At 63.3% G+C, this 15,907-nt stretch carries 14 protein-coding genes; 5 read left to right on the forward strand and 9 right to left on the reverse strand.

The window, feature by feature from the left end:
* A partial coding sequence (locus AC629_RS50010; protein WP_210419168.1) for a hypothetical protein occupies positions 1-251 on the forward strand: 251 nt, incomplete at its 5' end.
* A 284-nt stretch (positions 252-535) separates the two neighbouring features.
* Here AC629_RS50010 and AC629_RS38100 read toward each other — a convergent pair.
* From AC629_RS38100 to AC629_RS38135, 9 genes are all read right to left on the reverse strand, one after another.
* Positions 536-928: a hypothetical protein gene (locus AC629_RS38100; protein WP_084809850.1), complete on the reverse strand. Its 393-nt coding sequence runs from the start codon at positions 926-928 to the stop codon at positions 536-538.
* Positions 929-1,290: 362 nt separating this feature from the next.
* On the reverse strand, positions 1,291-3,030 hold the full coding sequence (locus AC629_RS38105; protein ID WP_084809851.1) for an adenylate/guanylate cyclase domain-containing protein: 1,740 nt from the start codon (positions 3,028-3,030) through the stop codon (positions 1,291-1,293).
* 126 nt (positions 3,031-3,156) lie between these two features.
* On the reverse strand, positions 3,157-3,876 hold the full coding sequence (locus tag AC629_RS38110; RefSeq protein ID WP_084809852.1) for an energy transducer TonB: 720 nt from the start codon (positions 3,874-3,876) through the stop codon (positions 3,157-3,159).
* Complete coding sequence (gene exbD, locus AC629_RS38115) at positions 3,873-4,307, reverse strand: TonB system transport protein ExbD (protein ID WP_084809853.1); 435 nt, start codon at positions 4,305-4,307, stop codon at positions 3,873-3,875. Before exbD ends, AC629_RS38110 begins: the two co-directional genes overlap by 4 nt.
* A gap of 5 nt (positions 4,308-4,312) precedes the next feature.
* Positions 4,313-5,125: a tonB-system energizer ExbB gene (exbB, locus tag AC629_RS38120; RefSeq protein ID WP_084809854.1), complete on the reverse strand. Its 813-nt coding sequence runs from the start codon at positions 5,123-5,125 to the stop codon at positions 4,313-4,315.
* Positions 5,126-5,208: 83 nt separating this feature from the next.
* The gene (locus AC629_RS46040; protein ID WP_143199767.1) at positions 5,209-7,443 is read right to left on the reverse strand and encodes a TonB-dependent receptor domain-containing protein; all 2,235 of its coding nucleotides are present in this window, start codon (positions 7,441-7,443) and stop codon (positions 5,209-5,211) included.
* Positions 7,358-8,557 carry a TonB-dependent receptor gene (locus AC629_RS46045; protein ID WP_143199768.1) on the reverse strand — a complete coding sequence of 400 codons (1,200 nt, stop codon included), beginning with the start codon at positions 8,555-8,557 and terminating at the stop codon, positions 7,358-7,360. Before AC629_RS46045 ends, AC629_RS46040 begins: the two co-directional genes overlap by 86 nt.
* A gap of 124 nt (positions 8,558-8,681) precedes the next feature.
* Positions 8,682-9,053: a hypothetical protein gene (locus AC629_RS38130; protein WP_084809855.1), complete on the reverse strand. Its 372-nt coding sequence runs from the start codon at positions 9,051-9,053 to the stop codon at positions 8,682-8,684.
* A 737-nt stretch (positions 9,054-9,790) separates the two neighbouring features.
* Entirely contained in the window at positions 9,791-11,950 is a 2,160-nt protein-coding gene (locus AC629_RS38135; protein ID WP_084809856.1) for a putative bifunctional diguanylate cyclase/phosphodiesterase, read from the reverse strand.
* A 467-nt stretch (positions 11,951-12,417) separates the two neighbouring features.
* Between AC629_RS38135 and mepA the strand changes: the two genes are divergently transcribed.
* The 4 genes from mepA to modB all read left to right on the forward strand — a co-directional run bounded on the left by mepA (position 12,418) and on the right by modB (position 15,906).
* Entirely contained in the window at positions 12,418-13,362 is a 945-nt protein-coding gene (mepA, locus tag AC629_RS38140; protein ID WP_084809875.1) for a penicillin-insensitive murein endopeptidase, read from the forward strand.
* Between the two features lie 343 nt (positions 13,363-13,705).
* Positions 13,706-14,209, forward strand: coding sequence for a hypothetical protein (locus AC629_RS38145; protein ID WP_084809857.1), 504 nt, complete (start codon positions 13,706-13,708; stop codon positions 14,207-14,209).
* 192 nt (positions 14,210-14,401) lie between these two features.
* Positions 14,402-15,187, forward strand: a complete 786-nt coding sequence (gene modA / locus AC629_RS38150; protein ID WP_084809858.1) for a molybdate ABC transporter substrate-binding protein — start codon at positions 14,402-14,404, stop codon at positions 15,185-15,187.
* Positions 15,188-15,210: 23 nt separating this feature from the next.
* Positions 15,211-15,906: a molybdate ABC transporter permease subunit gene (modB, locus tag AC629_RS38155; protein WP_084809859.1), complete on the forward strand. Its 696-nt coding sequence runs from the start codon at positions 15,211-15,213 to the stop codon at positions 15,904-15,906.
* The last annotated feature ends 1 nt before the right edge of the window (position 15,907 follow it).

Raw genomic sequence — 15,907 nt, forward strand, 5'->3', positions numbered from 1 at the left:
AGCAAACTGTACCCCACGACGGCGACGGCCACGGCGCCAATTGCAACTCTCCCGGCCATCGGTATTGCGAGCGTCTCTGCCTTTCCACGTTTGGCCCGCTTACTCATCTCTTTCCCCAGGTCACCATGCCTGGAAGAGGTACCCAGCAAAATTTAAGAAACTTCGAAGCGATTTCGCTTCGACGAGAAACGTTAGCGGTGGTTAACGCCGAACTCGTGTTCGGCAACATGACAATTGGGAGTACCGCTTGATATTCAGCTAGCGACGTGGACGACGCGCTTCTCATCGCGGAACGAGTCGAGGTCTGAAATCGCCCGGCGGAGCGGACACGCTCCGCTCTTTCGTTAACGGCGGCTTTCGGTCACAAGCGCCGGTCGAAGGTCATGGAAGAGTGGTCCGCTCAGTTCCGAAGAACAGACCTAACCTGGCGGTCGAACGGCTTCGCAACTGGGCCATAAGCGGCCGTCGTCCAGTCGGAACTGGAGAAGACCAATCTTAGCAGTCGTCGCTGCTGCACACTCGCCACTGAACAAACTCATCGCCGCCGGTTCACGAGCCACAGCGCGCCCGACGATCCCGCGAGCGCAACGACCATCATGAGGGCGAGCGCGACAGACATCACGCCACCTCCCGCGGCCGCCAGCGAGCTGCTGCCCCCGCCCGCGAGCATCAGGAGTGGAATGGCCACAAGCGGGCCGCCGAACTGGGCGGCAAAGAAGGCGCCGAGAAACGAGACGACGATGTTCACGATCCAGCCGAGCACACCCCGTTTCTTCGTCCATGCCTCGTGGACGGCGATGGCCAGTGCGGCGGCAAACGTAGCCGCCGCGATCACCAGCCCCCCACCGACGGCGTCCATCGGAATCGTACCGGTCATTTGCAGAACCATGATGCAGATCACGGCAATCAGCACGATGATGTATGGCATGAGGTTCGTCCCTGCTGCTCTGTCGGAGGCAACCAATACCGCCGGCATGCTCGCGCAGTGCGGCGGCTCGCCTCCTCTCGCAATTAGTTGCTGGGGCCCCTTGTCTGGTTCATCCCTTGGAGCCCGAACGGTCGTCCAAACCCGCAGGTCTGCTTTGGGGGTCAGAAGCGGAAGTCTGGGGTTGCCAGATGCTTGGTCCGCCCTGTCTTTTGATAGCGGACATGCCAAGGCTTTCGCTGCACGCCGGCCAGGGGCCATTAGGCGAAACATCCGCCGTGAGCGACCAACACTGAATGGACCTCAGGAGGCGGCATCACCCGCCTGTTCGATCACCCCGTCGGCGCGGCCGAGCAGCCGCTCGATCATTTCGTCTCGCCCGCAGCCAAGCGTAGCCCCTCCAGGAAGAACTCTCGTTGCTCTTGGACACGCCAGTGTTCGGCTCTGGGAATCACCGCAGGGGTGATATCCCGCAGCCGCTCGATGATCGCCCGCGCCTCGTCGAGGCGCCCCAGATGCGCGCAACAGGAGGCCAGAAAGCGATAGCACGGCGGCCAAGTCGGGTTTTCCTGCAGCGAGAGGCGCATCATCATCGCCGCACTTTCCAGGCGGCCAGCGAAGAAGTGACCGACGGCGATCCCGAACGAAGCCGGGGCCGGCCGCAGCGGATTCAAGCGCAGGGAGTTTTCGAAGTGCTCGATGCCGAGGTCGATTTTTCCGGCCCAGAGCCTGAGCCATCCGCTCCGGAACCAGCCAATTGCAAAGCTCGGATTGAGCTCAAGAGACCGGTCGATCAAAACGATCGCCGGCTCGATATCGTGCTCGAAGTAGCCGACCACGAACGCGGCCTCGCCGAGGACATAGGGGTCATCACCGGACGCTCGAAGCCCACGGCGAGCAAGTTCGATACTTTGTTGGCGCTCCCTTTCCGCGTCCCCGCCCCAGTCGTTCAAATGAAGATTTTGATGGCACTGAGCTGCCAGCACCAGCGCCGGTCCGTAATAGGGGTCGAGCTCCATCGCGCGCCCGAGTAGATCGAGTGCGCGAAGCAATCGGTGCTTTTCCCACGCCATGGCCTCGGCGCGGGCGCGGAGAAAGAGGTCGTAGACCGTGACGTGGGTGGTCTGTCGTTGAATCGATCGACGCATTTCGGCCGCCACCAGCGCGGGCTCGATAACGCCAGCAACAGCTATTGCAACCTTATCCTGAATGTCGAATACATCATCGAGCGGACCGTCGAAGTGGTTGGCCCAGAGATGAGCGGCGCTGACCGCGTCGATCAACTGGCCGGTGATGCGTACGCGGCTTCCGGCCTTACGGACGGAACCCTCCAAAACATAGCGAACGCCAAGTTCGCGGCCAACTTGCGTCACGTCTACGGCACGACCTTTATACGTGAAGCTTGAGTTGCGCGCGACCACAAAAAGCCAGCGGATGCGGCTGAGCGCAGTGATGATCTCCTCAACCATCCCGTCGGCAAAATACTCCTGCTCGCGATCGCCGGACATGTTCTGGAACGGCAGAACGGCGATAGACGGTTTGTCCGGAAGTGGAAGGGCCGCGCTTGGTCCTTCGGTCGCCACGCTATGCGCTCCAGCGCGTACCGCGTATGTGTGGACCGGCCTGGAGATGTTTTTGAGCTGCTGCTCGCCGCGATCCTCGAAGCCAACGTCCACTTTGCCTTCAACTTCGCTGTATACCTTTTCAGAAATCAGGATGCCGCCCGGATCGGCGATCCCCTCCAACCGGACCGCAATGTTGATCCCATCGCCGTAGAGGTCACCGTCCTCGCCAACGATTACGTCACCAAGGTTAAGCCCGATGCGTAACCTTAGCGGACTGCTGCCCGAGGCGAGATGGTCCTGTATCTCAACCGCGCATCTCATGGCGGACAACGGACTCGCGAACTCGGCGAGCGCGCCATCACCCGTTGTCTTGATCAGGCGGCCTTCGTGGCGGGTGAGGCAAGGCTCGATCAATTCTCGCTTGAACCGCTCGAACGCGGCGTAGGTGGCTTCCTCGTCGCGTTCCATGAGCGCGGAATAACCGACCACATCAACGGCCAGGATCGCCGCCAATCGCCTATGAACCCGCTGCTCGGTCACGGCACCCTCTAAACGACCAGACTAACCACGCCGGAGGGACGGAAAGCAGTTTAGCACTTTGTTCCGCACCTGTGAGCGGTAATCACGGGAGCGGCGGCAAAACGTTACTGGTCGTGTGATCCGGCATCAGCGCGTGAAGCTGATCGGCGCGAGGAACGCGTCCCGCACTCCCGGTTTGGCGGCGGGGAATTGCGGAAACGGGGTGGCGCGCCGGAGGATTTCGAGCGCCTCCTTGTCGAGCGCCGCGTTGCCGGACGATTTTTCCACCGAGCTCGCGACGACATCGCCCGTGCGGGTCAGCTCGAACCGGATCACAGTCGTGCCCGCCGCGCCGCGCGCGGCGGCTGGATAACGCTTGAAGCGCTGCAGATGGCCGAACACCAGCGCGTTGTAGGCGTTCGCGCTGGCCAGGGAGAATTGCCCGACATGCTCGGTCTTTGGCGGGGCACGTGTCTCGGGCGCCGGCGGTTGCGCCTGCGGCTGCGGCTTCTCGACCTCCTTGGGCGTCTCCTGCGGCAACGTGACATCGGCCTGCTGTTGCGGCGGCGGCTGTTGCTCGGCCTTGTCCACCTGCTCCTCCTTAGGCGGCTCCGGCGGCGCCGCCTCGGCTTGCTGCATCGTCGGCCCGATCGCGATATCCTTGTCCTGGATTTCTGGCGACGCGGCATCGACCGGTGCGAGCGTCACCGAGATCGCGGGAATGATGTCGGGCTCGACGGGCTTGCGCGCATACCAGAGTGCGACGGATGCCAGAATCGCTGCGTGCGCTGCCAGGATCGCGAGCGCCGCCAGCCCCCAGCGCGAGAAGCCGGGACGCACTGGCAGATGCAGCGCGTGCGCGGTCATTGCTTTGCGGCCGGCGTTTCCAGCCCGACCAGCGCGAGCTTGAGATATCCGCCGTCCCGCAACGTGTTCATCACCTGCATCAGCTCACCATAGTTCAGCGATTTGTCGGCCCGAACGAAAATCGTCGAGTCCTTATGATTGTTGGTGGCGGTATCGAGCGCACTCGCAAGGGTCTCACGATCGACGACGGCCTCGCCGACCGCAATGGTGTGATCCGGCTTGATCGTGACGAAGACCGGCTTGTCTGGCCGGGGCTGCTCCGGCGCGGTCGAGGCGGGAAGGTTGACACCGATGTCGACGGTGGCGAGCGGCGCGGCCACCATGAAGATGATGAGCAGAACCAACATGACGTCGATGAACGGCGTGACGTTGATCTCGTGCTGAATTTCGAGATCATCGCCGGTCGAACGAGAACCGAGACGCACGGCCATGGCGGTCACTCCGCTGCGCGCGGCAGGACTACGCCGCGGCTGCGCTGCCAGCGGCTGATCAGGAGCAGGAGCTGCGCTGAGGCGTCTCCCAGAAGCGCGCGGTAACCCGCAATCACGCGGGCAAGGTGATTATAGATCACGACCGCCGGAATGGCGGCCACGAGTCCAAGCGCGGTGGCGAGCAGCGCCTCGGCAATGCCGGGCGCCACCACCGCGAGATTGGTGGTATGGGATTCCGAAATGCCGATGAAGGCGTTCATGATGCCCCACACCGTGCCGAACAGGCCGACAAAGGGGGCGGTCGCGCCGATGGTGGCGAGAATGCCGGTCCCGCGCGAAATCTGCCGCATCATCGCCGCTTCCACGCGCTCGAGCCGCAGCGCCACGCGCTCCTTGAAGCCGTCATCGACGATGCCGTCGGACAGTTCCGCCTCGCGCGCCGTAGAGAGGACCAGCTGCGCGACGGCATCCCGTGCGGTATCGCATTCATGCGTCGCGTCCATCAGGCTGTTGCCCTCCTCTAGCATCCTGATCCGGCGCAGCGCGCGGCTTCTTGCGACGCGTAGCTCGATGGTCTTGGCGAGCCAGACTGTCCAGGTCACGAGCGAGGCGAAGGCGAGCCCGATCATGACTGCCTTCACGACGATGTCCGCGTTGAGGAACATTCCCCACGGCGACAGATTGCGCGGCAGCAGGGAATCCGGAACTTGCGCGAGCGCAGGCTGCGAGTGGAGCGCAAGGGCCGTCAGCAGACTGAGTGCAGTCAGTTCCGGCCGGCGCCACAGTCCGCGCTGACGTATTTCTTCAGAATGTTTCATCTCGTTCTTTCTTCTCGGTCGGCCCCCCGATCGTTCCCCGCACTCCATATGTTCCGTGGCAGCCTGCTTGGATGAAGTGACCACTAAAGCAACCCCTCAAGGTGATAGTTCAAGCCGGCTTTGACCTCGTTGACGGCGGCCCCGACGGTCACGCTGTTGCCGAACGGGCTCGCGAAACTCAACGTTTTGCTGCCGAAGTGGAGATGGTCATATTCGAGCTTCGCCGACCAATAAGATCCCAACATGTATTCGAAGCCGCCACCGGCGATCCATCCCGACCTGGTCGTGTTCGCCGATGTGAGACCATCAAGTCCGCTGTTCACCTCCATGCGGTAGTCGGCGTTCATCCAGGCGGCGCCGGCTTTCCCGTAGAGCATGAGCGGTCCTGCAACATAACCAATCCTGCCGCTCAGCGTGTCATACCAGTTGTGATCGCTGCTAACCGACAGCGACGCTGTGCCCGCGGGATCAACGAAATTGGCCCTGCCCTGAGCTGAGGTCCAGCCGAGTTCAGCCTCGATCCCGGTCAGCCAGTTCGGCGTAACCAGATAATTGTAACCGGCCTGCAAGCCACCGAGTACGCCGCTCGGATTGGTGTTGCCGGTGCCGATCGGCGTGAACACGTGCTCGCCCGTGCTGAACGCGCCACCGAAGTTGGCTCCAACATAGGGACCAGCCCAATGGTAAACCGTCGCCGCAGGCGGCGCGGCCTTGGTGTAGAAGCCCGGCAGAACGCCCGCAGTCTTCTCGGGCGCCCCGAGCTTCTGCGATATGCCGAAATAGTATCCGCGCCGCGGTCCGTATTGCGGGGCAAACACGCCGATGCCGGCGCCGTTGCGGATCTGGTAGATGTAGTCGGTTACGTTGACCACGTCGAACCGGACTGTAACCGGAAGTCCGTTCCAGCCGTTGGCAAACTCGTGCGACAGGCCGGTGTTGACCTGCCAATAAGATGGGAGGTGGTCGCAGTTCGGGCAGACGACGCCCGCCGGGGTCGTTCGCAAGCCGCTGCCGTAGATAAAGGTTGCACTCGCAGTGGTGCCGTCCAACCAGCGATAACCGGAGTCGGTCCACCGGTATGCGACCCTTCCCGAACCCGTATAGGTTTGATCGTGGTCGGTGTGGATCCAATTGTTCTGGATGTAGATCAGGTCGTCAGGACTGAACAGCGTCTGATTTGAAACGACGGTGTGTGCGTGCTGGACTCCCCACGCCCAACTGGTGTTAGCGGAGAAGCCCCCATACCTGAATTTGAGATTCAGTTCGGCGCCGTAGTTCTCGGCCTTGTCATAGTTGAACGCGGTAAGCACGTAGGCCTGGCCGAACTGCCCATCGTCAAGCAGGTCCCTGGCAGTCTTGTAGTAGATGCTGCCGCCGAGTTCGAGGCTCGGACAATTTGCAGCTGCAACCGGCGCTTTGGAGGGTGTTGCACTTGGTGTCGTCGGACATTGCGGAAGCAATTGTTGCGTGAAGCCGGCGTCGTACACATTCGCGCGCTCGGGTTGGATCGCTCCGACATTCTGGAGAGGCAGGCCGGTCACCTGGCCGGGCAACACGGCGGCCTGCTCGGGGGTGACGATCGGGGTGCCTGCGGTGGTGCCGCTAAAGATCTGGGTTGGAATCGTTCGACCAAGCACTTGTTGTGGCGGTTCGAACGTTCGCATGTAGCCGATATGAAGCACGGTCGACCACCACGGTTTGTAGGTCAGGCTCGCGCGTGGACTGAACTGGTTCGCATCGACGTACTGATAGATTTGATCGAACCGCAGGCCATAATTGAGCGTGAGCTGCGGGGTCAGCCGCCACTCGTCCTGGGCATAAGCGCCAAGCTGCCAGCCAAACAATTTGCTGCTGTCAAGAATGTTGAACGGACTGTCGATCGCAGTCAGGCCGCTCGGATCGTTGAGGGCGAGTGGCTCAACTGTGCTTGTGGTTGCGATGTGGGTCTGTTCGCCGTTGGTGTAGAAGCCGGCGCGAAGCGTGTGCGCATCGTTCAGACGGTACGAGAAGTCGCCGGAAACACCGTTCAGGAACGAGCTGCGGTAAACGTCGGATGCGACGTTGTTGATGAAGAGATCGCCCACCGGGTCGGGAACGAAGTGCACATCGCTGTAACGCGAGTAATATGCGAGCTGTGCATCGAAATTCCCTTCGGATTTCTGCCAGGCGATGACGTTATAGGCGTTCTTCTCGTATTGGTTTTGATTGATGGTGGCCGAATTGAAGCTGCTCTTACCGAAGGCCGTATAGGGGGGGCGCATTCGGGTTTGGGCTACCATCCGGGTTGAGGCAGGGGTTTGCGGGGTTGAACGGACCACCGCAGAAACCGCCTACATTGCCGGCCTGTCCGGGATTATTGGGAATCTGGTAGCGGGTCTCGCCGAACCCTGAAATCGTGACCACCCGCGCTGTTGGATCCAGAACCGTGGACGTATAGGCGAAGAACCTGCCTTGTTCAGAGTGATCGTGAATGGCGTTGAGGGAAGCGGTGGGGTTTTGAAGACCGAGGCCGGTGCTGAGATAGCGGCCGGTGACATAATAGTCGGTCTTCCCCTCGACCCCGCCATATTCGAAGCTGGGCGTGACGGTCTGACGGCTGCCGCCGTAAATGCTGACGCTGCCGCCGGACAGCGCCGCTCCGCTCTTGGTCGTGATGTCGAGGACGCCCGCTGTATGCAGGCCATATTGCGCCGGCAGCGCGCCGGTGATTAGCCCTATGCTGCCGATGAAGGAGGTCTCCAGAAGCTGCGAGAAGCCGGATACGCCGTCGGGCAGCAGAACTCCATTGATCCGGTACTGAACGTTGGCGTGCTCGTTGCGGACGTGAAAATCGCCTGAGCTCGTCGAATCCTGATAGACGTCCGGAAATTGCAGCACGACATCTTTGAGCGTAGCGGCGTTTCCCTGCGGGAGGTTTTCGATATCCCTCTGGGAGAGTTGATAGTTTGTTGTGCCGGTCTTCGGCAGGATGACGTTGTCGCGCCGCTGATCGAAGTTCTGGGTCTGCTGGACGACCTGACGATTGGCCGCGGCTTGGACCTGCTCCGAAGACGGAGCTGACGCCGCCGGAGCCGGATGGCGCGCGACCTGGCTCGGCGGCGAAGTGCGCGGCCGGCGCCGTTCCACCGGCGCGGCAACACGGGTCTCGGGCAGCACCGTGGGACCCGGAGCCTGCTCCTGGGCGGCTGGCGTCGCTTGCGGCGCCGGCGCTTGTGCCCCCTGCTCGGCCGGCGCGGGCGAGGTCGAGGTTTGCGGCGTCGGTGAGGGCGGAGCGGAGGGGGAGGCGCTCGGCAGGGGCGTCGCGGTGGCCGACGGGGGTGGCGGAGCCTCGCCTTGGGCCAGCGCGGGTGCGCCGTAAGCGGCCGCGAGCGTCAGCGATGAGGCTGACAGGAAAACCCGCCGCAACGCGCGCGAGAAGACGGAACCGTTCATCTGATCACTTCCAACTGAACGCTTGCCCACGACGCACAAGCGTCCTGGACTCCGGAGGGAGCTTCGGCTCCATCACCTGCCGCGCTCCCTTGCGCGGCGCCAGCAATGGATCGAAGCAGCGATGTCAGGAGATCGGAGGTCCGCGAGATAGAAATGCGGTGTGTGTCGGCTGCGGGACCGAACGCATGTGGGCGATGATGCGATCGATCACGGCATCGGTAAGCTCTACGGCAAGCGCCGGTGGTGCCGGGGCTACCGCAGTGCCCATGGCGGCCGCCGCAATGCAGATCGGGCAGAGATAATCGGCTTGGTCGGCCGGATTGTTCTGGCTGTGCCCGCTATTGGTCACAGCGCCGGCGGCGATCGGCGCAATCTGCCGCTCGGAGCCGGTTCCATCTGATTTATGGACGTGCCCAAAGGCGAGCATGAAGTTGATGGCAAGCGCGACAAGCGCAAGCCATGAACCCTGCCTGAGATGTTTCCGAAACCAGAGCATTCAGGTGGTCGCTGCCATTTGTGGATCGAAAGAGTACCCGAACAGGCTATCTGGTCAATCGGGGATATGATCAATATCCGAATATCCCGGGTTGTGACCGGGCAGCAACCAACCCGAACAAGCCTCTATCGCGGCCAGGAGAGGCGCCGCGTGCGGCAACTTTGCCAGTTGATTACTCCACGCGCGGCCGCATTTTGAGGTATGGTTCGGAGTGTGTGGAGGCGGTGCGCCGTGACCACTTGGAAACCACACTCATTTTCTTGTTCTTGGCCGTCTGTAACCTGCGCTCTATTGCTCGTGCTCTGTGCTCAGTCGAGCGCGCTTGCGCGAGCGGGTGGATTTTCGCGCGATGAGCCGTGGAGTTCGGAACGCATCGATCGCCTCCCGTCGGAGGTGCGAAATTCAGTCTACCCCATGTGCAGGGTGAAACCGACCGCTGCGCAGTATTTCGCGACCTACCTCGACCATGCAAGAATAATCAAGCTACACTTTGAGCGTTTTAGCTGTGATGGACAGCAGGTCCATCACGAGCTTGACCATTGCCTTCGCAAAGAATTTGTTGCCTCAGGTTCGCATTACCGACCCTTGAAAACCTACTATGCTCGGTGTGACGACTGAGCAATATGCGCGCTTCGCTTGCGCGGTCTTCCTCGCCGTGTCTGAGATGAGGCAAAAGGCCGAAATGCCGAAGTTGCCTTGCGTGAGGCGGCTTCAGCTGAGAAGCGGCGTCCCAAACCCTAGGCCACCAGCGCGGTGTCGCCATCGATGCCGCGCTGTGCGGCCAGCAGGCTGATGATCTCGGCATTGGGCCGGGCCTTGCTGAACAGAAAACCCTGCCCCTCATCACAGCCTTCGGCCCGGAGGCAGCTCAGCTCGGCCTCGGTCTCGACGCCTTCGGCGGTGATGGTGACGCCGAGGCCTTTGCCGAGGCTGACGATGGAGCGGATGATCGCTTGCGCCTCGCGGTTGGCACCGAGATCGCGCACGAAGGACTGGTCGATCTTGATCTTGTCGAAGGGGAAGCTGCGCAAATAGCTGAGGCTCGAATAGCCGGTGCCGAAATCATCCATCGAGATACGCACGCCGAGCGCGCGCAGCGCATGCAGCGTCGCCAGCACCTGGGCGCTCTTCTCGAGCAGCAGCGTTTCGGTGATTTCCAGCTCGAGCCGCCTCGGCGGCAGGCCGGAATGCTTCAGCGAGTCCGTCACCATCGAAAGCAGACTGCCGCTGCGGAACTGAAGCGGCGACAGATTGACGGCGACGCGAACGTCGTCCGGCCAGGTCGCGGCCTCCAGGCAGGCACGGCGCAGCATCAGGCCGCCAAGCGGATTGATCAGCCCTGTTTCTTCCGCGACCGGAATGAAGTCGGCCGGCGAGACCATGCCGCGCTCGGCATGCGGCCAGCGCACCAGCGCCTCGAAGCCGGTGATACGCCCACTCTGGAGGTCGATCAGCGGCTGGTAATAGGGGCGCAACATGTCGTTCTGGATCGCGTCGCGCAACTCGACCTCGATCTTGCGGCGGCTCTGTGCTTTCGCATCGAGCGCGGCCTCGAAGAAGGCGAAGGTACCGCGCGCATCGGCCTTGGCGCGCGACAGCGCCATGTCCGCGCTCTTGAGCAGCTTTTCGGAATCGTCGCCGTCGCCGGGGGCCATCGCGATGCCGATGGAGGCGCCGATCACCACGGAATGGCCGTCGAGCAGGTAGGGATCGGCGATGGCTTCGAGCAAGCGCTTGGCCAGCATCACCGCGTCCTCGGGGCGCGTCAGGCCGCTCTGCACGATCGCGAACTCGTCCGAGTTGAGCCGCGCCAGCGCATCTTCCTCGCGCAAGGTCGAGCGCAGCCGCTTGCCGACGCCGCGCAAGAGCTTGTCGCCGACCGCGTGCCCCAGCGTGTCGTTGACCGCCTTGAAATTGTCCAGCCCCAGCATCAGCAGCGCCACCTTCTCGGGGCTGCGCCGCGTATGCAGCAGCATCTCGTCCGCCTGCTGGCGCAGCAGGGTACGGTTGGGCAGGCCGGTGAGCCCGTCATGCTGGGCCATGAAGGCAAGCCGCGCCTCGGCGCGCTTGCGTTCGGTGATGTCGATCAGCGCGAGCAGGACCGCAGGCCGCTCGGCATAGGTCAGCTCGCGGGAATAGATCGCAAGATCGATCAGCGCGCCATCGGCCTTGACGTGCTTCCAGGTGCGTGCGGCCTGCTCCACGCTGGACCGGTCGGTGGTCCAGGGCGGCTCGCTGTCGAAGGCCTGCAAGGAGCGGATTTTCAGCTTCTCGAACTCGGCGCGGCTATAGCCGTAATGCGCGACCGCGGCATCGTTGACGCCGAGGATGCGCTCGTCGTCCAGCGCGCAGACGATCATGGGCACGGGATTGCCGTCGAACAGCAGGCGGAACGAGGCCTCGCGCTGCTTCAGTTCGGTGATGTCGACGCGCAGGCCGACGACGCCGCCGTCATCGGTGCGGCGTTCCTCGATCAGGATGACGCGGCCGTCCGACAGCGTCTGCTCGTGGCGCTTGCCCGGCTCGTAGAGCTTCTTCAGCCGCTCGGCGATCCATTCTTCCTCATGGCCGGCCGCTTCCGGGTAATCGCCACGGGCGACGCCGACGCGCAGCGTATCTTCGAGGCGCGCGCCTTCCGCGAACAGATCGGCGGTCTTGCTGTAGATCTCAGCGTATTGCTTGTTCCAGAGGACGTAGCGACCTTCGGGGTCGAGAATCACGATGCCCTGGGGCAGCATGTCGACGGCCTGACGCAGCCGCTCATGTGATTTGCGCGCCTCAGTGATGGCCGCTTCGGCATCCGCACGGACTTGCACGAATTGGTCACGTTCGGCGGGCGGATGATGCGCGCGCGCAAAGCGCGGCTTGCGCGGCTGTCGGCCAGCCCGGGCGAGCACATCGCGCTTTCGCTTTTCTGTTCTTTTAGAACCCAAACTCAACTTCGTACGCCCTGGACGCGCCCAGCGGCCGCAAGCTTTGGGGCAAGTGTCTGAAAAAAAAGTAATCTTGGGTGGTCTCGCCGCCCGAGGTCACGCCTTGCGGCCGCCGTGAACCGAACCGATTCTGCCTGTTTGCGCGGCGCGAGTCGCGTCAACCGGCGCGCCAAGCTGCTGCCACGTCGCAATCGGAAAGAAAGGTGACGCAAAAACGCGCGCTCTCCATGAATCAGTTCCGGATGCGCTCCCGATTGCATGCACGATGGAAGCGAGTCTCGTTCCGCGCACGAATTTTGGTCAATGCAGGGATACGGTTATCGCTCCGTTAAGAAAACGCGGCCGGCGGCTGTAAAGACACCATGAGGCCGCGCCTTGTTAAAAGCCTAATTCTTAACCCTGATGCGGCGTTGGGTTATAAGGACGACAGCATGAGTCCCCGCCGCATCGCCCCTCTCCTGCTTGTCATGTCGCTCCTGACCGCCGGCGCCGCGCTGGCCCAGGACAAGGGCAGCGTCACCCCGAAGCCGCTGCCACCGCTCGCCAATCCCAATGATCCCAAGCTCGGCGCAAAGGAGCTGTTCGCGCGAAAGCTGCTGCCGTCGAAGGGGCCGGCCCATGTCATCGGCTCCTACGCCAAGGGATGCATCGGCGGCGCGGAGCAGATGCCGCTCAATGGCGACAATTGGCAGGTGATGCGGCTGTCGCGCAACCGCAACTACGGTTACCCCGGCATGATCGCGCTGATCAAGCGCCTCGCAGCCAAGGCGCACAAGGACGCCGGATGGCCGGGCATCCTGGTCGGCGACATCGGCCAGCCGCGCGGCGGCCCGGCGCTATCAGGCCATGCCAGCCACCAGATCGGTCTCGATGCCGACATCTGGCTGACGCCGATGCCGGGCCGTCGGCTCTCGCGCGAGGAGCGCGAGGAGATGTCGGCGGTGATGATGGTGCGCCAGGACCGGCTAGACATCGATCCGAACGTGTTCACGCCCGCCCACGTGCTGGTGCTGCGCGACGCGGCGCAGGAGCCGGCGGTGCAGCGCATCTTCGTCAATGCCGCGATCAAGAAGGCGCTGTGCCGCGAGGCCAGGGGCGACCGCTCGTGGCTGTCGAAGATCCGGCCGTGGTGGGGCCACGACTATCACTTCCATATCCGCATGCGCTGCCCGGCGGGCGCCGGCGAATGCGAGGGCCAGCCGTCACAATCGGAGGACGAAGGCTGCAAGCCCTCCGACCTCGCCTATTGGTTCAGCGACGCCGTGCTGCACCCGAAGCCGCCGCCGGAGCCGCCAAAGCCCAAGCCGCCGATGACGCTGACGCAGATGCCGGCCGCCTGCAAAGCCGTGCTGCACGCGCCGGACGCGAAGCCGTAGCGTGTGCGGATGGGCATGCTGCGGCTTCACCCACCGTTGTCGTCCCGGGGCGCGAAGCGAGCCCGGGACCCATAGCCACAGGGAGAGGTTGTTGCGCGAGCTGGTCACTCCGAGCCTTCGCCAAATTCCTCCCTGTGGCTATGGATTCCGGGCTCGCGCTGCGCGCGCCCCGGAATGACGAACTAGAGAGTTGGTGCGCTTCCCCTGGTGCGCTAGGATCGCCTTTGCCGCCGCGCCGTAAGCCCGCGGCATGTCGGGATGCGCATCCCGTTCTCTAGCGAATTGTCTAGCGAAGCCTGACCGCCAGCCCGCATTCCTCGCGTGGCCAACGATGAGATTTGACATGCGCGTCCTCACCTTCCTCGCTGCGCTCTCGATCAGTGCGACCTCCGCACTGGCCGCCGAAGAACCGAGCGGCTGCGACAAGTTCAAATGGCCGATCGAACGCGAGCGCGCCGCGCTGACGGCGCCGGACCGTGCCAAGCTCACGTCTGGGAGTGAGCAGTCCGCGCTGCCGTCATCGGCCATCACGCTGGGGCTGGTTGCGCCAGCGGATGCCAAGCTGCCCTCGCCGCCGGAGCGCGCGCCGAAGGATGGCACCTTTGCCGGCTTCACCAACATCAAGACCGCCAGGGCCGGGCTCTACACGATCAGCCTGTCCAGCGGAGCCTGGGTCGACGTGGTCCAGGACGGCCATTTCCTTAAACCCGTAGCCTTCAGCGGCGCCACCGACTGCGACGGCATCCGCAAGACCATGAAATACGAGCTGTCGGCGCAGCCCCTGGTGCTCCAGGTCAGCGGCGCCAGAGAGAACTCGCTCTCGATCGCGATCCTGCCGGCGCAATAGACCATCTGGTTGGGCCAACGGTCGCCTTTGACCTGCGGCCCCAGCCTGCTATCTTCGCAAGTGCGATACCCCTGCCGGCCGTAAGCCGTCGCAAGGCCCGTGGAACAGCGCATCCGCCTGTCGCACCAGACCCACCCAACGCCGGATTGGCGCGTACATTTTGTGCGCGCGATCCCGCACGGAGCGCTATCCATGATTCGTATTGCCGGACTTTTCACCGCTTTCGTGATCCTCGCGGGCGCGAGCCTTTCGCCCGCCGCCGCCGAGGACAAGACCATCACCGTGTTCGCTGCCGCCTCGATGAAGAACGCGCTCGACGAGATCGACGCCGCCTACACCGCCAAGACCGGCGTCAAGTTCAGCGTCAGCTATGCCGCGAGCTCGGTGCTCGCCAAGCAGATCGAGCAGGGCGCGCCGGCCGACGTGTTCGTCTCGGCCGACACCGACTGGATGGACTACGCGACCAGCAAGAAGACCATCAACGAGCCGACCCGCGTCAATCTGCTCGGCAACAGCATCGTGCTGATCGCGCCGAAGGATTCCAAGATCGATAACGTCACGATTGCGCAGGGCTCCGACCTGGCAAAACTGGCCGGCGACGGCAGGATCGCAACCGGCGACGTCAAGTCCGTGCCGGTCGGCAAATACGCCAAGGCCGCGCTTGAGAAGCTGGGCGCGTGGCAGGCGGCCGAGCCGAAATTCGCCATGGCCGACAGCGTGCGCGCCGCGCTGACGCTGGTCGCTCGCGGCGAGGCTGCGCTCGGCATCGTCTATTCCACCGATGCCAAGGTCGAGCCCGGCGTGAAGATCGTCGGCACCTTCCCGGCAGATTCGCACCCCGCGATCATCTATCCCGTCGCAGCGACCACGACCGCAAAGCCCGAGACCAACCACTATCTCGCCTTCCTGCGCTCGCCGCCGGCCAAGACCATTCTGGAAAAGTACGGGTTCAAATTCCTGATCAGCCCCACAACTTGATTGCGACTTGATATTACAATTTGATGCTCGACATCACTCCTGCCGAATGGACAGCGATCCTGCTCTCGCTCAGGGTCGCCGTCATTGCAACGCTGGTCGCAACGCCCTTTGGCATTGCGCTAGCGTGGCTGCTTGCCCGCAAGGACTTCTGGGGCAAGTCTGTGCTCGACGCGCTGGTGCATCTGCCGCTGGTGCTGCCGCCGGTCGTGACCGGCTATCTCCTGCTCCTCACCTTCGGCCGTCGCGGCCTCGTCGGCGCCTTCCTCGCCGACTATCTCGGCGTCGTCTTCGCCTTCCGCTGGACCGGCGCGGCGCTCGCCTGCGGCGTGATGTCGTTTCCGCTGCTGGTGCGCCCGATGCGGCTGTCGATCGAGGCAATCGACCGGCGGCTCGAGCAGGCGGCCGAAACACTCGGCGCCGCGCCCTGGAAGGTGTTCTTCACGGTGACGCTGCCGCTGGCGCTGCCCGGCGTGCTCGCCGGCATGATGCTCGGCTTCGCCAAGGCGATCGGCGAGTTCGGCGCGACCATCACCTTCGTCTCCAACATTCCCGGCGAGACCCAGACGATTTCTTCGGCGATCTATTCGCTGATCCAGACGCCCGATGGAGACGCGGCTGCGGGACGACTCGTGATCGTCTCGCTTGTGCTCGCACTCGGAGCACTGATTGTCGCCGAGTGGTTCGCCCGCCGCGCCACCGCGCGCCTGCACGGAAATTGAC

This window comes from Bradyrhizobium sp. NAS80.1 (assembly GCF_001908205.1).
GTDB lineage: Bacteria > Pseudomonadota > Alphaproteobacteria > Rhizobiales > Xanthobacteraceae > Bradyrhizobium.

What these genes read in the sequence shown, in the direction of transcription:
- modA (WP_084809858.1), top strand. Translation starts at nt 14,402, where the DNA reads ATGATTCGTATTGCCGGACTTTTCACCGCTTTCGTGATCCTCGCGGGC.
- exbD (WP_084809853.1), bottom strand. Translation starts at nt 4,307, where the DNA reads ATGGCCGTGCGTCTCGGTTCTCGTTCGACCGGCGATGATCTCGAAATT.
- modB (WP_084809859.1), top strand. Translation starts at nt 15,211, where the DNA reads ATGCTCGACATCACTCCTGCCGAATGGACAGCGATCCTGCTCTCGCTC.
- AC629_RS38110 (WP_084809852.1), bottom strand. Translation starts at nt 3,876, where the DNA reads ATGACCGCGCACGCGCTGCATCTGCCAGTGCGTCCCGGCTTCTCGCGC.
- mepA (WP_084809875.1), top strand. Translation starts at nt 12,418, where the DNA reads ATGAGTCCCCGCCGCATCGCCCCTCTCCTGCTTGTCATGTCGCTCCTG.
- exbB (WP_084809854.1), bottom strand. Translation starts at nt 5,125, where the DNA reads ATGAAACATTCTGAAGAAATACGTCAGCGCGGACTGTGGCGCCGGCCG.
- AC629_RS38145 (WP_084809857.1), top strand. Translation starts at nt 13,706, where the DNA reads ATGCGCGTCCTCACCTTCCTCGCTGCGCTCTCGATCAGTGCGACCTCC.
- AC629_RS38130 (WP_084809855.1), bottom strand. Translation starts at nt 9,053, where the DNA reads ATGCTCTGGTTTCGGAAACATCTCAGGCAGGGTTCATGGCTTGCGCTT.
- AC629_RS46045 (WP_143199768.1), bottom strand. Translation starts at nt 8,557, where the DNA reads ATGAACGGTTCCGTCTTCTCGCGCGCGTTGCGGCGGGTTTTCCTGTCA.
- AC629_RS38100 (WP_084809850.1), bottom strand. Translation starts at nt 928, where the DNA reads ATGCCATACATCATCGTGCTGATTGCCGTGATCTGCATCATGGTTCTG.